This window comes from Clostridium mediterraneense (genome assembly GCF_900091705.1).
Classification (GTDB): domain Bacteria; phylum Bacillota; class Clostridia; order Clostridiales; family Clostridiaceae; genus Sarcina; species Sarcina mediterraneense.
The window spans coordinates 1,336,957-1,352,773 of the sequence record NZ_LT594785.1; the positions used below are offsets into that span (position 1 = coordinate 1,336,957).

Consider the following 15,817-nt stretch of genomic DNA (forward strand, 5'->3'; position numbering starts at 1 on the left):
AGGGTGAGAACATGGCTTTTGATAATTTGTCATCTAAGCTTCAAGATGCTTTTAAGAAATTAAGAGGAAAAGGAAAGCTAACTGAAAAAGATATAAAAGAAGCCATGAGAGAAGTAAAGCTTGCTTTATTAGAAGCTGACGTTAATTTCAAAGTTGTAAAAGAGTTTGTTAAAACTGTTAGTGAAAAATGTGTAGGAGAAGAAGTATTAGAAAGCTTAACTCCAGCACAACAAGTAATAAAGATAGTAAATGAAGAGCTAACTAATCTTATGGGAGTATCAGAAAGTAAACTTAACTATTCACCAAGTGGAACAACAGTAATAATGATGGTTGGGCTACAAGGTGCAGGTAAGACTACTATGACTGGTAAGTTAGCATTATACCTAAGAAAACAAAATAAAAAACCTTTATTAGTAGCTTGTGATATTTATAGACCAGCTGCGATTAAACAATTAGAGGTTGTTGGAAAGCAAATAGATATTCCAGTCTTTTCAATGGGAGATAAGGTAAAGGCAGTTGATATTGCTAAAGCTGGTATAGCTCATGCAAAAGAAAATGGAAATAATGTAGTAATTATAGATACAGCAGGTAGACTTCATATTGATGAAGAATTAATGCAAGAATTAAAAGATGTTAAAGAGATTGCGAAACCAAGCGAAATACTTTTAGTTGTTGACTCAATGACAGGGCAAGATGCTGTTAATGTAGCAGAAACATTTAATGCTAGTCTTGATGTAACTGGAGTAGTTTTAACAAAGCTTGATGGTGATACAAGAGGTGGGGCAGCACTTTCAATAAGAAAAGTAACTGAAAAACCTATCAAGTTCGCAGGGGTTGGAGAAAAGATGAATGATATCGAAGTATTCCACCCAGATAGAATGGCCTCAAGAATTCTTGGGATGGGAGATGTATTATCTCTTATTGAAAAAGCCCAAGAAGCAATAGATGAAAAAGAAGCTCAAGATCTTGCTAAAAAGATGACTAATCAAGAATTTAATTTTGATGATTATCTGAAAGCAATGGAGCAAATGAAAAAGCTTGGACCAATAACTAAGTTATTCGAAATGATACCAGGAGTAAACAGTAAAGATTTAGAAGGACTAGACCTTTCACAAGGTGAAAAGGAAATGGAAAAAGTTAAAGCCATTATATACTCTATGTCTGATAAAGAAAGAAAAAATCCTGATATCTTAAAGAACTCTATTTCAAGAAAGAGAAGAGTAGCTAAGGGTTCAGGAACATCAATCCCAGATGTTAACAAACTTATAAAAGGTCATGGTATGATGAAAAAACAAATGAAGCAATTTAAGTCACTTACAAAAGGTGGCGGTAAAAAGGGCTTATTTGGAAAGATACCTTTTATGAAGTAATATATAAATAATATTTTTTGAAGGAGGTGAATTTGAAATGGCAGTAAAGATAAGATTAAGAAGAATGGGTGCTCACAAAGCTCCTTTCTACAGAGTAGTTGTAGCTGACTCAAGAGCTCCAAGAGATGGTAAGTTCATCGAAGAAATTGGATACTACAACCCAATCGCTAAGCCACAAGCTGAAGTTAAAATAGATGCTGAAAAGGCTGAAAAGTGGTTATCAAACGGTGCTCAACCAACAGACGTTGTTAAGAGACTTTTTGTTAAGGCTGGAATCAACAAGTAATTTCTTAGGAGGTGAGCTGCTAAGTTCTTAGCAGACTATGAATATTAAAGAATTAGTTGAAACAATTGCAAAGTCATTAGTTGATTCTCCATCTGAAGTTTTTGTAACTGAAGAATTTGGAGAGCAATCAATCATACTAAAGTTGAAAGTATCAGAAAATGATACTGGAAAGATCATAGGAAAACAAGGCAAAGTTGCCAAGGCAATTAGAACTGTAGTTAAAGCAGCTGCAATCAAAGAAAACAAAAGAGTTGAAGTAGATATTATATAGATAAGAGTTAGGGAGACCTAGCTCTTTTTATACATTCAAGGAGTAAGAGGTGAATACAATGAAAGAGTTTTTAAGAATAGGTCAAATAATAAACACTCATGGAGTAAGAGGGGACGTTAAAGTTATGCCACTTACTGATGATATAAATAGATTTAAAAAACTTAAAGAAGTTTATTTAAATAAAAAATTAGTTAAAGTTGAAAATGTAAAGTTTGTAAAAGACAAAGTTATATTAAAACTTGAAGGTATAGACTCTATGAATGAAGCAGAAAAGTATAAATTTAAAAGACCTTACTTAGAAGTTTCAAGAGAAAATGCAGTAGAATTACCAGAAGATACTTACTTTATAGCAGATTTAATTGGATGTAAAGTAAAAGATACTAATGATTTTGAGTATGGTGAAATAGCTGAAGTTATACATACAGGAAGTAATGATGTTTATTGGGTAAAAGGTCAAAAAGAAATTTTAGTACCTGTAATTAAGGAATTTGTCCTTGAAATAAATGTTGAAGATAAATTAGTAGTTATAAGACCTTCAGAGGAATGGCAAGATGAAAATTAATATTTTAACTCTTTTCCCAGATATGTTTAACATATTTTCACATAGTATAATGGGAAGAGCTATGGAGAATAATATTTTAGATATTAAAGCTATAGATATTAGAGATTATACTTTAAATAAACATAAAAAAGTTGATGATGCACCATATGGTGGAGGTGCAGGAATGGTTATAGCTCCACAACCTGTAGTAGATGCTTTAAAAGCTGTAAAAGAAAATAATAAAGGTAAGGTTATATTTTTAGGACCTAGAGGTAAAACTTTTAATCAGAAGCTCGCTGGAGAGTTAGCAAAAGAAAAAGAATTAATTTTTGTTTGTGGTCATTATGAAGGTATTGATGAAAGAGTTTATAAATATTTTGATATGGAGATATCTTTAGGAGATTTTGTTTTAACTGGTGGAGAAATGGCTGCCATACCTGTTATAGATAGTATATGTAGACTTATACCTGGTGTTTTAGGAAAAGAAGAGAGCTTTCAAGAAGAATCTTTTTATGATGGAACACTTGAATATCCTCAATATACAAGACCTGTAGAGTTCGAAGGTGATAGAGTTCCTGATGTTTTAATATCAGGTCATCATGAGAATATTAGAAAATGGAGAAGAAAGCAATCGCTACTTATAACAAAAGAAAGAAGACCAGATTTATTTAAAAAATTACAATTATCTAAAGAAGACTACAAACTATTAAAAGAAAAATAGAAAATTGTTGCGTAGCTATAAAACATATGATAGAATAAATTTTGTGCTAGTACGGGCGTTCCTCTGGCAAGAAGTTTGTTTAAGAGCGTCAATTATCGAAATCAAGGAGGGAATGCACAATGAACGAATTAATTAAGTCAATAGAACAAGAACAAATCAGAACAGATTTAGCAGAATTCCACATAGGGGACACTGTTAGAGTATATGTTAGAATCACAGAAGGTGACAAGAGCAGAGTACAAATGTTCGAAGGAACAGTTATAAAGAGACAAAACGGTGGAATCAGAGAAACTTTCACAGTTAGAAGATTAGCTTCAGGTGTTGGAGTTGAAAGAACTTTCCCAATCAACGCTCCTATCATTGAAAAGTTAGAAGTTGTAAGAAGAGGTAAAGTAAGAAGAGCTAGATTATTCTACTTAAGAGATAGAGTAGGTAAGGCTGCTAAGGTTAAGGAATTAAAGCTTAGATAATTAAATTTAATTATTATATAGAAAACTGGGGCTAGTAATAGTCCCGTTTTTTATTTTATATAAAAGATGATAATATATATTTGGAAAATTAATTTGAAGGGAGTTGTTTATATTGACAATTCAATGGTTTCCAGGGCATATGGCCAAAACTAGAAGAAAGATACAAGAAAATTTAAAGCTTGTTGACGCTGTTATAGAAATTAGAGATGCTAGAATAGTTAGGTCATCAAAAAATCCAGAAATAGATAAAATATGTGGTAATAAGCCAAGACTTATATTACTTAATAAGAGTGATCTTTGTAATTCTCAAATAACAAAAGAATGGAAAGAAAGCTTAAGTAATGATACAACTACAGTTTTAGAAGTAAACTGCTTAACAGGAGCAGGAATTAAGGCTATAAAGCCTGCTTTAGATAAGCTTTTAAAAGAAAAGCATGATAGATTAAGATCTAAAGGTGTTGTAAAAATAGTAACTAGAGTTATGGTTGTTGGTATACCTAATGTTGGTAAGTCAACATTTATAAATAAAATGGCTAGAAATACTATAGCTAAAACAGGAGATAGACCAGGAGTAACTAAGAATAATCAATGGATTAAAACAAAAATTGATATAGATCTTTTAGATACACCAGGAGTTTTATGGCCAAAGTTTGAAGATGAAGAAGTAGGATACAACCTTGCATTTACGGGAGCTATAAAAGATGAAATTATGGATACAGAAGAGCTTGCATATAAATTAGTTGAAAGGCTAGGACTTGTTGCTCCAAAGAATCTTATGGAAAGATATAAGCTTACTGAATTATCAGAAGATCCTCTTGAAAATCTAGATAATATAGCTAGAAAAAGAGGATGTATTATGTCAGGTGGAAGAATTGATTATAATAGAATATCAGCTATTATCTTAGATGAATTTAGAGCTGGAACAATAGGGAAGATTTCTCTAGAAAGACCAGAAAAGTAGGAGTAGAGTTTTATGGATATTTTAGCCCATGATTTAGAAGAAAATTTATCTAACTATTCATATAAAATTATAAATGAAAAAGTAAAAGATATAGAAGTATCAAAAGAAACTAAAAATACTTTAGAAAAGATAATAGAAATTTTAAAGCTTGATAAAAGAAAGAATGTATATTCATTAGGAGAAAGACTTGAAAAGAAGTTAGATAAGTATATTGCTGAAATAGAAAGAGTTAAAGCAATGTATGAGTTTGATAAAGCTCTTGGTGAGGGCAAGATAGTTGCTGGAGTCGATGAAGTAGGAAGAGGACCTCTTGCAGGACCTATTGTTGCTGCTGCAGTTATTTTAGATTTAGATAATATGGATGATATTATTTTAGAAATAAATGATTCTAAATTATTATCTGAAGAAAAAAGAGAAAGACTTGCTGCTGAAATTAAGAAAAGAGCTATTTCTTATTGTATTGCAGAAAAAACTCATGATGATATAGATAATAAGGGAATATCATATTGTAATAATCAAATATTTATAGATAGCTGTGAAGGTTTATCGCAAAAACCATATATGGTTCTTTCAGATGGTTATTTAATTAAGAATTTTGAAGGGAATAATAAATCAGTTATTAAAGGTGATAGAAAAAGTGCATCAATAGCCTGTGCCTCAATAATTGCTAAAGTTTATAGAGATAATTTGATGAAAGAATATGATAAAGAGTTTAGTGGATATGACTTTGCTAAAAATGTAGGTTATGGAACTAAAAATCATTTAGAAGCTTTAAAGGAAAAGGGACCTTGTGAAATTCATAGAAAGAGTTTTATAAGAAATTTAATATAAGATAAAGGGGATTTCTAATTATAGGGGTCTCCTTTTTATTTATAAATAATAGTATAATTTTAAAATATATAAAAATATGGACCATTGTATTGTAAGAAAACGATGTAATTTGTTTTATTGTAATGTTTAGATGTTGAATACTTAATAAGTAAAAGTTAGAATAGATAGAGGTCTTATTTATATATTTTAGAAAAAGTAGGTGATTTTGTGAAAAGGAAAGGTATAATTGCTGTTTTAATAGCACTTATAGTTGGTGTAGGAACTGCATATTTAATTAATGAAGGACCTAAGACAGAAGTTTTTGAACCTTTATTAGTTTCTATAGAGGGTGGACAAGTATCAAAGCTACAAGATATAAAGGGAAATCCTACACAAGAAGAGATAGATAATGATATGTCTATTATAGAAATGAATGATATAAATTTATATACTAAGATGTTATATGAGTATAGTAGAGATAGAGATAGCTTTAATAGAAATTTTAATAAGTATATAAATTTATACAATTCATATATAACTGGAGATAATATGTATAATGATTATTATGTAAGTATAGATAATTTAATTAAATATTATAATTCAGTGAATCCTTCAAATCAAGAAAATTATGATAATAATTATAATAATTATAATGAAGCTGGAGTAGGAGTAAGTGTAGGTATTGGTAGATCAAGATATGGTGCATCAGATGATGAAAATACAAGATTTAACGGTGGTTCAAGAGGTTTCGGACGATTCTTTGGAGTAGGTTCAGGAGATGAAGGAGAAGGTGAATCTTCAGGACATGGTGGTCATGGTGGAGGTGGCGACTAAAATATAGTCACTTTAAAGTTAAATTTATCATATAAGAGCTATTTTTAAATAGCTCTTTTTTATTTTAAAAGAATAATTTTTTTAATTTGGATAATACTAGATTTAAATTGGTTTTAATTAGAAGTGATTTAACTTAAAAAATGTTCTTCAATTAAATAAATCATTATAGATTTACTTAAGTTTATAATCATTTTAATTTTTAAAATAAGGAGTGTTATATATGACAATGAATCCCTTTGAGGAAAAACCAGTTGATTTAGAATCAACTTTTGAAAGTTGGGGAGAACTTTATCCAAAGCAATATAATAAGGAAGAAGTAGATCCTTATACAAAAACACGTATAATTCTTATGAATGGTACAGAGTTTGAAGCAAATGCGTTTTCACATCAATTTTCAAGACATTGTACTAACAATGAGCTTAGAAGAGAAATAGCTCGTTTAAGAAGAATTGAGCAACAACAACAAAAGAAGATAAGTAATTTAAAGCCTTTAGATGAAACAATTCTTGAGACAACAATAAGCTATGAGCAATTAGCTGTAGATTTAACAGCAGTTCTTGCTAAAAATGAAAAAGATGTAGATGTTAGAGCAGCTTTAGATTTTGCGTTATTAGAAGATTTTGACCATCTTTATAGATATGCAGATTTATTAGAAATGGATCAGGGGATTAAAGCAGAAAATCTTGTTGGACATTATACTGAAATAATGCCAGCTCGTCCTACTATTGCACACCATAGACATCCATTTGATTCAATGAGAAATTATACAGATTCTAAGAAGACAGATTTATTAACAAAATTAAATATAGGTATAATAACAGCTGCTGAGCAGCAAACTATGAATTATTATATGAATGTAGGTGCTTTTTATAAAAATGATATAGGAAGAAAGCTCTATTTAGAAATAGGTATGGTTGAAGAGGACCATGTTTCTCAATATGCTAGCTTAAAAGATACTACATGTACTTGGTTAGAAGAATTACTTATGCATGAGTATACAGAATGTTATCTATATTATTCTTGTTATAAAACAGAAGTAAATGAAAATGTAAAAAAAGTTTGGGAGCACAATTTAATTCAAGAAATAGCTCATTTACATAAGGCTGCAGAGCTTCTTAAAAAATATGAAAATAAAGATTGGCAACAAGTTATACCAAATGGAACATTCCCTAAAATACTTGAATTAAAATCTAATAAGGAATATATAAGAGAAGTTATAAAAACTGCTAATGTTACAGCAAAAAGAGAAAGCTATACAGATGTATCAAATCTAGGTAAAGATTCAGATTTTTATAGATATCAATCAAAGATTAATTCTAATTTAGATGAGGTTGCTAGCCATAAAGTTATTAAAGATTATATAGCTAAAAATGGAGAAGATTATAGGTTCCAAGAAGGTAGTCATCCAATAGAAGAATTAAATAATAAAAAAGTTGATAATACTAGTATAGGAAGAATTAAATAAAGAGAGTAAAAAGATGATTCTAGGCAAGAATCATCTTTTTTATTATGTTCTGAATGCATCTTCGATATGATTAATTTTAGCATCAGAGAAATTATTAGAGCTAAGAATTATTTCTATAATATCAAATCTAATAAAACAATCATAAATATTATTTTTATAAAGATAATATTTAGCAGTATTTATAATTCTTTTAGATTTTATATAATTTACTGCTTCCACAGGTAAGCCAAATTTAGTGTAAAAACGAGTTTTAACTTCTATAAATACCAAGATATCCTTATCTTTTGCAATTATATCAATTTCACCTGAGTTAGAATTGAATTTACAATCTAATATAGTATAATTTTTCAATTTTAAATATTTTGTGGCTAAATCTTCTCCAAAATCTCCTATTAATTTATTATATTTTTTCATTAAATCACCTATCTTAATTAAATTATTATCTTTAATTAAATTATTTAAACTTTAAATGTTTAAAATTTATGTAAAAAGGATAGTAATTTTTAAGAGAATAAAATTTAGGAGGAGTAAAAATGGCTGTTACTTTAATTAGTTCTACATATGAAGGAATAGAAGGAGTTCTTATTAGAATAGAAGTAGATATTTCAAAAGGACTTCCTTCATTTAATATAGTTGGTCTTGCAGACACATCAGTAAAGGAATCAAAGGAGAGAGTTAGAGCTGCTATAAGTAATTCATCTTATAATTTTCCACTTGGAAGAGTTACTGTAAATCTTGCACCAGCTAATATAAGGAAAAAAGGTTCAGGATTTGATTTAGCTATAGCACTTGCAATTCTTATGGAAAGTAACCAAATTTACAATTCAGAAAAAGATGAATTTTTATATTTAGGAGAATTATCTTTAAATGGAGAAATAAAATCTGTAAAAGGAGTTTTATCGTCTGTAATTAAGGCAAAAGAAAGTGGATATAAAAATGTAATAATACCTAGAGATAATCTAGAAGAATGTAATATTATAGATGGAATAAATATTTATGCGGTAAATAATTTAAAAGAAGTTGTTGAATTTTTAAATTATAAGCATTTAAAGCCAGAAAAAATAAGAAAATTTAAATCAAATATAGAAAAATCAAGTGATTTTCATAGTATAGCAGGACAAGAGGGAGCGAAAAAGGCCTTAGCTGTCGCAGCAGCAGGTGGACATAATATAGTGTTAGAAGGGCCTCCTGGTTCAGGAAAAACATTACTTGCAAAATCATTAATAGAATTACTTCCTAGTTTAACTTTTGAAGAAGCATTAGAAATTACTAAGATATACAGTATAAAAGGTGAGCTTGAAAATGGAATATTAGAGAGGAGACCTTTTAGGACACCTCATCATACAATAACTAAAACAGCCCTTATAGGTGGTGGAAGAGAGTTAAAGCTTGGAGAAATATCTATGGCTCATAATGGTATTCTTTTTTTAGATGAGTTATTAGAGTTTGATAAGTCAGTAGTGGAAAGTCTTAGAGAGCCATTAGAAGTCGGGAAAATAAATATATCAAGAAATATAGGAAGTGTACAATACCCAGCTAATTTTACTTTAGTAGCTGCTTTTAATCCTTGTCCTTGTGGAAATTATATGAGTGAGGTGGGGGAAAGAAAGTGTAGTTGTTCTGAAGCAGCAATAAAAAGTTATGAAAATAAATTATCAAAGGCTATGAAAGATAGAATAGATTTATTTTGTTTTGTGAATTATACTTCTTATGAAAATCTCAATAAAAGAATAGAAAGTGATTACTTTAAAAATATTGAAGAAAGAATAAATAAGGCTATAAAAAGACAGGAAGAAAGATATAAGGATTTAGATATAAGAAGAAATTCACAGCTTAATTATAAACAGATAAATAAATATATAAAATTAGACATAGAATGTCATAATACTTTAGAAAATATTTATAAAAGCTTTGGAGTAAGTAGTAGAGTTCTTCATAAGATAATAAAAATTGCTAGGACTCTTGCAGATCTTGATGATAAAGATGAAATACAAAAAATCCATATTTATGAGGCATTAGGATATAGAAAAAATATAAGAGGAGAGGTTATATAATGATAGATAAATATAAGATTTGGTTTACAGTATTACCATTAGAATCAAAGATAAAAATAGAGATAATGAAGCTTGGTAAAACTTATGAGGAAATATTTAATTTAAGAGAAAAAATATTTTCAAAACTTAAGGCTTATAAAAAAATACTTGCAATAAATTTAAATAATGATAAAATCAATGAAATAGAGAAGAGCTTAAAAAATAATGAATTTTCTTTTATAACTTATGAGGATGAAAGATATCCAATCAATTTAAAAATGATAGATGATCCACCATTTAGTATTTTTTATAAAGGAAATATAAAAATGATAAATAAGCTTAACTTTATAGCCATAGTTGGGTCAAGAAAAGCTAGTAATTATGGAGAACTTGCAACTAAGGAAATAGTTTCAGATTTAAGAGGACAAGAGAATATAGGTGTAATTAGTGGTGGTGCAATAGGCATAGATTCAATAGCACATAGAGCGGCTATTGAAAATAATATTTTTAATATAGTAGTTTTAGGCTGTGGAATAGATATTGAATATCCTAAGGTTAATAAAGTGTTGTTTAAAAATGTGTTAAATAATGGAGTAATAATTAGTGAGTTTCTTCCAGGAGAAAGTCCAAGACCATATAATTTTCCGAGAAGAAATAGAATAATAAGTGGTATTTCTAAAGGAGTTATTGTTTGTGAGGCTGGATTAAAAAGTGGAGCAACTAATACTGCATATCATGCTTGTTGTCAAAGCAAACCTGTATTTGCTGTACCAGGAAATATATTTTCTGAAACAAGTAAAGGTTGTAATGCTTTAATAAATGATGGAGCACTTATATATAATAATATTGAAAATATATTTTTTAATTTGAATTTGAAGTATAAATTAGTAAAAAAAGAAAATAATTATTCATTAAAATTAAAAATTTTAAAGCTTTTAGATGAAAAGCCAAGACATATTGATGAAATAATAAGGCAAACTAAAGTTGACAGTTGTATCATTAATGAGTTATTATTTGAAATGCAATTCAATAATGAGATAGTTGGATTAACAGGAAATAATTATAAGAAAATATTGCGAAATACTTAGAGGGGGTGAAACTCCGAAATTCGGAGGTTACTATGGGTCAAAAATTAGTAATTGTTGAGTCTCCAGCAAAGGCTAAAACTATTGAAAAATATCTAGGAAAAAATTATGTAGTTGAAGCATCAATGGGACATGTAAGAGATCTACCTAAAAGTCAATTAGGAGTTAATATAGAAGAAGGTTATGTACCAAAATACATAACTATTAGAGGAAAAGGTGAGCTTTTAACAAAGCTTAGAAAGCTTGCTAAAAAAAGTGATAAAATTTATTTAGCAACCGACCCTGATAGAGAAGGGGAAGCAATTTCATGGCATTTAGCAAATGTACTTAAGATTGCTGAAGGTGAAAAATGTAGAATAGAATTTAATGAAATTACAAAGACTGCTGTCAAAGAATCTATAAAAAAACCTAGAGCTATAAACGAAGATTTAGTTGATGCTCAACAAGCTAGAAGAATTGTTGATAGACTTGTTGGATATGAAATAAGCCCTCTTTTATGGAGAAATGTTAAATGGGGTCTTAGTGCAGGAAGGGTTCAATCAGCTGCACTTAAAATGATTTGTGATAGAGAAGAAGAAATAAATAAATTTGTTCCAGAAGAATATTGGACAGTTGATATAAAGCTTAAAAAGGATAAAAAAAGTTTTCCAGTTAAGTTAGCAACTAAGAATAAAAAGAAAGTTGTAATATCAAATGAAAATGATGCCAATAAAATTATAGAAGAATTAAAAGAAAATCCTTACATTATTGATAAGGTTAAGAAGGGTACAAGAGCTAAAAAACCTTTAGCACCATTTACAACAAGTACACTTCAACAAGATGCTAGTAAAAAGCTTAATTTTATGACAAAGAAAACTATGTCAGTAGCTCAACAACTTTATGAAGGGGTTGAAGTTAAGAAATTTGGTACAGTTGGGCTTATAACTTATATGAGAACAGACTCTGTAAGAATATCAGCAGAAGCAGCTCAAAAGGCAAAAGAGTTTATAGTTTCAACTTATGGAGAAGAATATGTTCCTAAAGAGCAAAGAGTATTTAAAGGAAAGAAAAATATACAAGATGCTCACGAAGCTATTAGACCAACTTATGTAGAAATAACACCAGAAATAGCAAAGGAAAATTTATCAAGAGACCAATATAAATTATATACTCTTATTTGGAAGAGATTCATTGCTAGCCAAATGGAAAACTGTTTATTAAATACTAATAGTATAGAAATTCATAATGGTGATTATGTTTTAAGGGCAAGTGGATCAAACATTAATTTTGATGGATTTATGAAAATATATGAATATGTAACTTCAGATGATGAAGAAGATGTTATGTTACCAGTACTTGAAGAAAATGAAGAGTTACCAGCAGATTCAGTTGAAGGTAAGCAACATTTTACTCAAGCACCAAGTAGATATACTGAAGCTTCATTCGTTAAGCTATTAGAAGAAAAGGGAATAGGTAGACCAAGTACATATGTACCAACTATAGGAACTTTAGTTGGTAGAAAATATGTAGATAGAGAAAAGAAAGTTTTATCACCTACAGAGCTTGGAATAATAGTAAATGATATAATGTCAGAATATTTTAAGAGAATAGTCGATGTAGATTTTACAGCTTCTATGGAAAGTAAACTAGATGCAGTTGAAGAAGGAACTCTTAAATGGACAGATGTTGTTGATGAATTCTTTACTCCTCTTGCAGAAGATATTAAAATAGCTGAAAATGAAATATCTAAAATAGTTATTGAAGATAAGGTAAGTGATGTTCCATGTGATAAATGTGGAAGAATGATGGTTATAAAACATGGAAGATTTGGAGACTTTCTTGCATGTCCTGGATATCCAGAATGTCAAAACACTAAGCCTATAGTAGAAAAGGTAGATGCAAATTGTCCTTTATGTGGTGGAGAAGTAGTAGTTAAGAGAAGTAAAAAGGGAACTAAATTCTACGGATGCTCTAATTATCCAGACTGTAATTTTGTAAGTTGGAATGAGCCTACTAATACTAAGTGTCCAAAGTGTGGAGAATATATGTTAAAGAAATATTCAAAGGCTAAAGGTCAATACTTAGAATGTAGTAATAAAGAATGTAAAGAAAAAGTTGAGATAAAAGAAGAAAATAAAGCAGAAGAATAAAATATGAACACTCTAAAAACTCTTTTTTACTTGCTTGAAAACGCTTATACACTATGATATATTTAATATTGGTTATTTTTAGAATATTTGAACAGTTAAAGATTAAATAGTGTTTATGTGTATTGTGTGAGGAGGAGTTTTGAGATGACGCTACTTAATAAAACTAGAATGTTGAATAAGATATTACAAAGATCAGGAAGCGAAATGGTTTCATTTGATGATATTTGTAAGTTATTAAGTGAAGTATTAGAATGTAATGTATATCTAGTTGATAAACAAGGTAAGATACTAGGATATACCTTTTCAAAAAGTTTTGAATGTAATGTAATGAAAGATAAAGTAGTAAGAGATAAAAGATTTCCAAACGCTTATAATGAAACATTACTTAAAATACACGATACTGTAGCTAATTTACCTAATAATGGGGAATGTGTTTTTGAAGGATATGGTACATGTCCTATGGAAAATAAAATTTCCACTATAGTTCCTATAATAGGAAGTGGAGATAGACTTGGAACTTTACTTTTAGCTAGATTTGGAAAAGAATTTACTAATGATGATTTAGTATTATCCGAATATAGTGCTACAGTTGTAGGAATGGAACTGCTTAGAGCTGAAAGAATTGAATTTGAAGAAGAAGCTAGAAAAAAGGCAGTTGTACAACTTGCTATTGGGACTCTATCTTATTCAGAGCTTGAAGCTATAGAGCATATATTTGAAGAATTAAATGGAACAGAAGGTTTACTTGTTGCATCTAAAATAGCAGATAAAGTTGGAATAACAAGATCAGTAATAGTTAATGCACTTAGAAAATTTGAAAGTGCAGGAGTTATAGAGTCAAGAAGTCTTGGTATGAAGGGTACTCATATAAAGGTTCTTAATGAAAAATTATTAACAGAATTAAAGAAGATAAAATAAATTTAAAGATAAAGGTTTCATCCTTTATCTTTTTTTAAAATTTAATTTATTTTATTATTGCTAGTTTGTGTTACCTATGCTATACTATCTTAGGTAATAAAATACACACATTATTCAATTTAAGAAGTGGTGCTTTATGTAAATAAAGAACTTTTTGAAAATTTGAATAGTGGAGGATTAACCATACAAGGAGGAAGAAATTAATGTCAGTAATTTCAATGAAACAATTATTAGAAGCTGGAGTTCACTTTGGACACCAAACAAGAAGATGGAACCCTAAAATGGCTCCATATATATTCACAGAAAGAAATGGTATCTACATAATAGATTTACAAAAGACTGTGAAAAAAGTAGAAGAAGCTTATGACTTCATAAAGGAAGTATCATTAGAAGGAAAAGATATTCTTTTCGTTGGTACTAAGAAGCAAGCTCAAGATGTTATAAAAGAAGAAGCTATAAGATCAAACATGCACTTCGTTAACCACAGATGGTTAGGTGGAATGTTAACTAACTTCAAGACAATCAAGACAAGAATTGCTAGATTAGATAACTTACACAAAATGGAAGAAGATGGAACATTTGACGTTTTACCTAAGAAAGAAGTAATTCAATTAAAGGCTGAAATGGAAAAATTAGAAAGAAACTTAGGCGGAATCAAAAACCTTGACGTTTCAAACATAGGAGCTATGTTCGTAGTTGATACAAGAAAAGAAAAGAATGCTATATCAGAAGCTAAAATATTAGGAATCCCAGTTGTAGCTATAGTTGATACAAACTGTGATCCAGAAGAAGTTGATTACGTAATCCCAGGAAATGATGATGCTATCAGAGCTGTTAAATTAATCGCAGCTAAAATGGCAGACGGTATCCTTGAAGGAAGACAAGGCGAATCATCAGCTGAATAATATATTTTATTAGGGTAGATGGAGCAAGCTCCATGTACCCTTTACCTTAAAATGTTAGGAGGATTTTATTAATGATAACAGCAAAAATGGTTAAAGAATTAAGAGAAAAAACTGGAGCTGGAATGATGGACTGTAAGAAAGCTCTAAGTGAAACAAACGGAGATATGGAAAGAGCTATCGAAGTTTTAAGAGAAAAAGGTCTTGCTGCTGCAGCTAAGAAATCAGGAAGAGTTGCTGCTGAAGGTATAATCAAAACTTATATCTCAGAAGATAAGAAGAACGGTGCAATGATCGAATTAAACTGTGAAACAGATTTCGTTGCTATAAATGAAGACTTCGTAGGATTTGCTGAAAAAGTAACTAAGATAGTTGCTGAAGGAAACTTCACAACAGTTGAAGAAGTACTTGCTGCAAACTTCGAAGGAGATAAGACAATACAAGAAGCTTTAACAGAATTAATCGCTAAGATCGGTGAAAACATGAGCCTTAGAAGATTTGAAAAGTTCTCAGTTGAAAATGGAATAGTTAAAGACTACATCCACGGAGCTGGAAGAATCGGTGTTATGTTAGAACTTGCTTGTGAAAAAGAATCAGAAGTATTAGACGTTCTTGCAAAAGACATCTGTATGCAAGTAGCTGCTGCTAACCCATTATTCTTATCAGAAGCTGATGTTGACCAAAAATCATTAGAAACTGAAAGAGAAGTTTACAGAGCTCAAGCTCTTAACGAAGGTAAGCCAGAAAAGATAGTTGAAAAGATGGTTGAAGGAAGAATAAAGAAATACTTAAAAGAAGTATGTCTTTTAGATCAAGCATGGGTTAAAGATGGAGACATGTCAATTTCTAAGTTATTAGAAGAAAAGTCAAAAGAAGTTGGAGCTCCAATATCAATAGTTAGATACGCTAGATTCGAAAGAGGAGAAGGTATCGAAAAGGTAGAAGAAAACTTTGCAGATGAAGTTGCTAAAATGGGAGCAAAATAAGAAATAAAAAGCAATAAGAGGACACTTTGGTGTTC

At 29.7% G+C, this 15,817-nt stretch carries 17 protein-coding genes; 16 read left to right on the forward strand and 1 reads right to left on the reverse strand.

Annotated features, from left to right (window positions below; all coding sequences use genetic code 11):
- Positions 1-11: 11 nt before the first annotated feature.
- From ffh to BN8917_RS08530, 10 genes are all read left to right on the forward strand, one after another.
- Positions 12-1,370, forward strand: a complete 1,359-nt coding sequence (ffh, locus tag BN8917_RS08485) for a signal recognition particle protein (RefSeq protein ID WP_066873332.1) — start codon at positions 12-14, stop codon at positions 1,368-1,370.
- Between the two features lie 37 nt (positions 1,371-1,407).
- The gene (gene rpsP, locus BN8917_RS08490) at positions 1,408-1,656 is read left to right on the forward strand and encodes a 30S ribosomal protein S16 (protein WP_066873335.1); all 249 of its coding nucleotides are present in this window, start codon (positions 1,408-1,410) and stop codon (positions 1,654-1,656) included.
- Positions 1,657-1,699: 43 nt separating this feature from the next.
- Positions 1,700-1,927 (forward strand): KH domain-containing protein, encoded by a 228-nt coding sequence (locus tag BN8917_RS08495; RefSeq protein ID WP_066875431.1) that lies wholly within the window; start codon positions 1,700-1,702, stop codon positions 1,925-1,927.
- A gap of 58 nt (positions 1,928-1,985) precedes the next feature.
- Complete coding sequence (gene rimM / locus BN8917_RS08500; RefSeq protein ID WP_066873337.1) at positions 1,986-2,489, forward strand: ribosome maturation factor RimM; 504 nt, start codon at positions 1,986-1,988, stop codon at positions 2,487-2,489.
- Positions 2,479-3,189 carry a tRNA (guanosine(37)-N1)-methyltransferase TrmD gene (trmD, locus tag BN8917_RS08505; RefSeq protein ID WP_066873341.1) on the forward strand — a complete coding sequence of 237 codons (711 nt, stop codon included), beginning with the start codon at positions 2,479-2,481 and terminating at the stop codon, positions 3,187-3,189. Before rimM ends, trmD begins: the two co-directional genes overlap by 11 nt.
- 119 nt (positions 3,190-3,308) lie before the next feature.
- Positions 3,309-3,659 carry a 50S ribosomal protein L19 gene (gene rplS / locus BN8917_RS08510; RefSeq protein ID WP_066873344.1) on the forward strand — a complete coding sequence of 117 codons (351 nt, stop codon included), beginning with the start codon at positions 3,309-3,311 and terminating at the stop codon, positions 3,657-3,659.
- Positions 3,660-3,771: 112 nt separating this feature from the next.
- Positions 3,772-4,620 (forward strand): ribosome biogenesis GTPase YlqF, encoded by an 849-nt coding sequence (ylqF, locus tag BN8917_RS08515; protein WP_066873347.1) that lies wholly within the window; start codon positions 3,772-3,774, stop codon positions 4,618-4,620.
- A 12-nt stretch (positions 4,621-4,632) separates the two neighbouring features.
- Positions 4,633-5,451 (forward strand): ribonuclease HII, encoded by an 819-nt coding sequence (locus BN8917_RS08520; protein ID WP_066873349.1) that lies wholly within the window; start codon positions 4,633-4,635, stop codon positions 5,449-5,451.
- Between the two features lie 207 nt (positions 5,452-5,658).
- Complete coding sequence (locus BN8917_RS08525) at positions 5,659-6,264, forward strand: hypothetical protein (RefSeq protein ID WP_066873352.1); 606 nt, start codon at positions 5,659-5,661, stop codon at positions 6,262-6,264.
- Positions 6,265-6,490: 226 nt separating this feature from the next.
- Positions 6,491-7,729, forward strand: coding sequence for a hypothetical protein (locus BN8917_RS08530; protein ID WP_066875433.1), 1,239 nt, complete (start codon positions 6,491-6,493; stop codon positions 7,727-7,729).
- 42 nt (positions 7,730-7,771) lie between these two features.
- Here BN8917_RS08530 and BN8917_RS08535 read toward each other — a convergent pair whose 3' ends face one another.
- The gene (locus BN8917_RS08535) at positions 7,772-8,143 is read right to left on the reverse strand and encodes a YraN family protein (protein ID WP_066873355.1); all 372 of its coding nucleotides are present in this window, start codon (positions 8,141-8,143) and stop codon (positions 7,772-7,774) included.
- A gap of 119 nt (positions 8,144-8,262) precedes the next feature.
- Here BN8917_RS08535 and BN8917_RS08540 point away from each other — a divergent pair, with 119 nt between their 5' ends.
- From BN8917_RS08540 to tsf, 6 genes are all read left to right on the forward strand, one after another.
- On the forward strand, positions 8,263-9,783 hold the full coding sequence (locus tag BN8917_RS08540) for a YifB family Mg chelatase-like AAA ATPase (RefSeq protein ID WP_066873358.1): 1,521 nt from the start codon (positions 8,263-8,265) through the stop codon (positions 9,781-9,783).
- Positions 9,783-10,850 (forward strand): DNA-processing protein DprA, encoded by a 1,068-nt coding sequence (gene dprA / locus BN8917_RS08545; RefSeq protein WP_066873362.1) that lies wholly within the window; start codon positions 9,783-9,785, stop codon positions 10,848-10,850. Before BN8917_RS08540 ends, dprA begins: the two co-directional genes overlap by 1 nt.
- Positions 10,851-10,882: 32 nt before the next feature.
- The gene (gene topA, locus BN8917_RS08550) at positions 10,883-12,976 is read left to right on the forward strand and encodes a type I DNA topoisomerase (RefSeq protein ID WP_066873364.1); all 2,094 of its coding nucleotides are present in this window, start codon (positions 10,883-10,885) and stop codon (positions 12,974-12,976) included.
- A 144-nt stretch (positions 12,977-13,120) separates the two neighbouring features.
- Positions 13,121-13,894: a GTP-sensing pleiotropic transcriptional regulator CodY gene (gene codY / locus BN8917_RS08555; protein ID WP_066873367.1), complete on the forward strand. Its 774-nt coding sequence runs from the start codon at positions 13,121-13,123 to the stop codon at positions 13,892-13,894.
- A gap of 203 nt (positions 13,895-14,097) precedes the next feature.
- Positions 14,098-14,799, forward strand: a complete 702-nt coding sequence (rpsB, locus tag BN8917_RS08560; protein ID WP_066873369.1) for a 30S ribosomal protein S2 — start codon at positions 14,098-14,100, stop codon at positions 14,797-14,799.
- A gap of 71 nt (positions 14,800-14,870) precedes the next feature.
- Positions 14,871-15,782 (forward strand): translation elongation factor Ts, encoded by a 912-nt coding sequence (gene tsf / locus BN8917_RS08565; protein ID WP_066873371.1) that lies wholly within the window; start codon positions 14,871-14,873, stop codon positions 15,780-15,782.
- The last annotated feature ends 35 nt before the right edge of the window (positions 15,783-15,817 follow it).

Bases quoted from the DNA above. Each gene is read 5' to 3' on its own strand.
- BN8917_RS08535 (WP_066873355.1), bottom strand. From the start codon at position 8,143: ATGAAAAAATATAATAAATTAATAGGAGATTTTGGAGAAGATTTAGCC.
- tsf (WP_066873371.1), top strand. From the start codon at position 14,871: ATGATAACAGCAAAAATGGTTAAAGAATTAAGAGAAAAAACTGGAGCT.
- topA (WP_066873364.1), top strand. From the start codon at position 10,883: ATGGGTCAAAAATTAGTAATTGTTGAGTCTCCAGCAAAGGCTAAAACT.
- BN8917_RS08530 (WP_066875433.1), top strand. From the start codon at position 6,491: ATGAATCCCTTTGAGGAAAAACCAGTTGATTTAGAATCAACTTTTGAA.
- codY (WP_066873367.1), top strand. From the start codon at position 13,121: ATGACGCTACTTAATAAAACTAGAATGTTGAATAAGATATTACAAAGA.
- rpsP (WP_066873335.1), top strand. From the start codon at position 1,408: ATGGCAGTAAAGATAAGATTAAGAAGAATGGGTGCTCACAAAGCTCCT.
- BN8917_RS08540 (WP_066873358.1), top strand. From the start codon at position 8,263: ATGGCTGTTACTTTAATTAGTTCTACATATGAAGGAATAGAAGGAGTT.
- rimM (WP_066873337.1), top strand. From the start codon at position 1,986: ATGAAAGAGTTTTTAAGAATAGGTCAAATAATAAACACTCATGGAGTA.
- rplS (WP_066873344.1), top strand. From the start codon at position 3,309: ATGAACGAATTAATTAAGTCAATAGAACAAGAACAAATCAGAACAGAT.
- trmD (WP_066873341.1), top strand. From the start codon at position 2,479: ATGAAAATTAATATTTTAACTCTTTTCCCAGATATGTTTAACATATTT.
- BN8917_RS08520 (WP_066873349.1), top strand. From the start codon at position 4,633: ATGGATATTTTAGCCCATGATTTAGAAGAAAATTTATCTAACTATTCA.
- rpsB (WP_066873369.1), top strand. From the start codon at position 14,098: ATGTCAGTAATTTCAATGAAACAATTATTAGAAGCTGGAGTTCACTTT.
- ffh (WP_066873332.1), top strand. From the start codon at position 12: ATGGCTTTTGATAATTTGTCATCTAAGCTTCAAGATGCTTTTAAGAAA.
- dprA (WP_066873362.1), top strand. From the start codon at position 9,783: ATGATAGATAAATATAAGATTTGGTTTACAGTATTACCATTAGAATCA.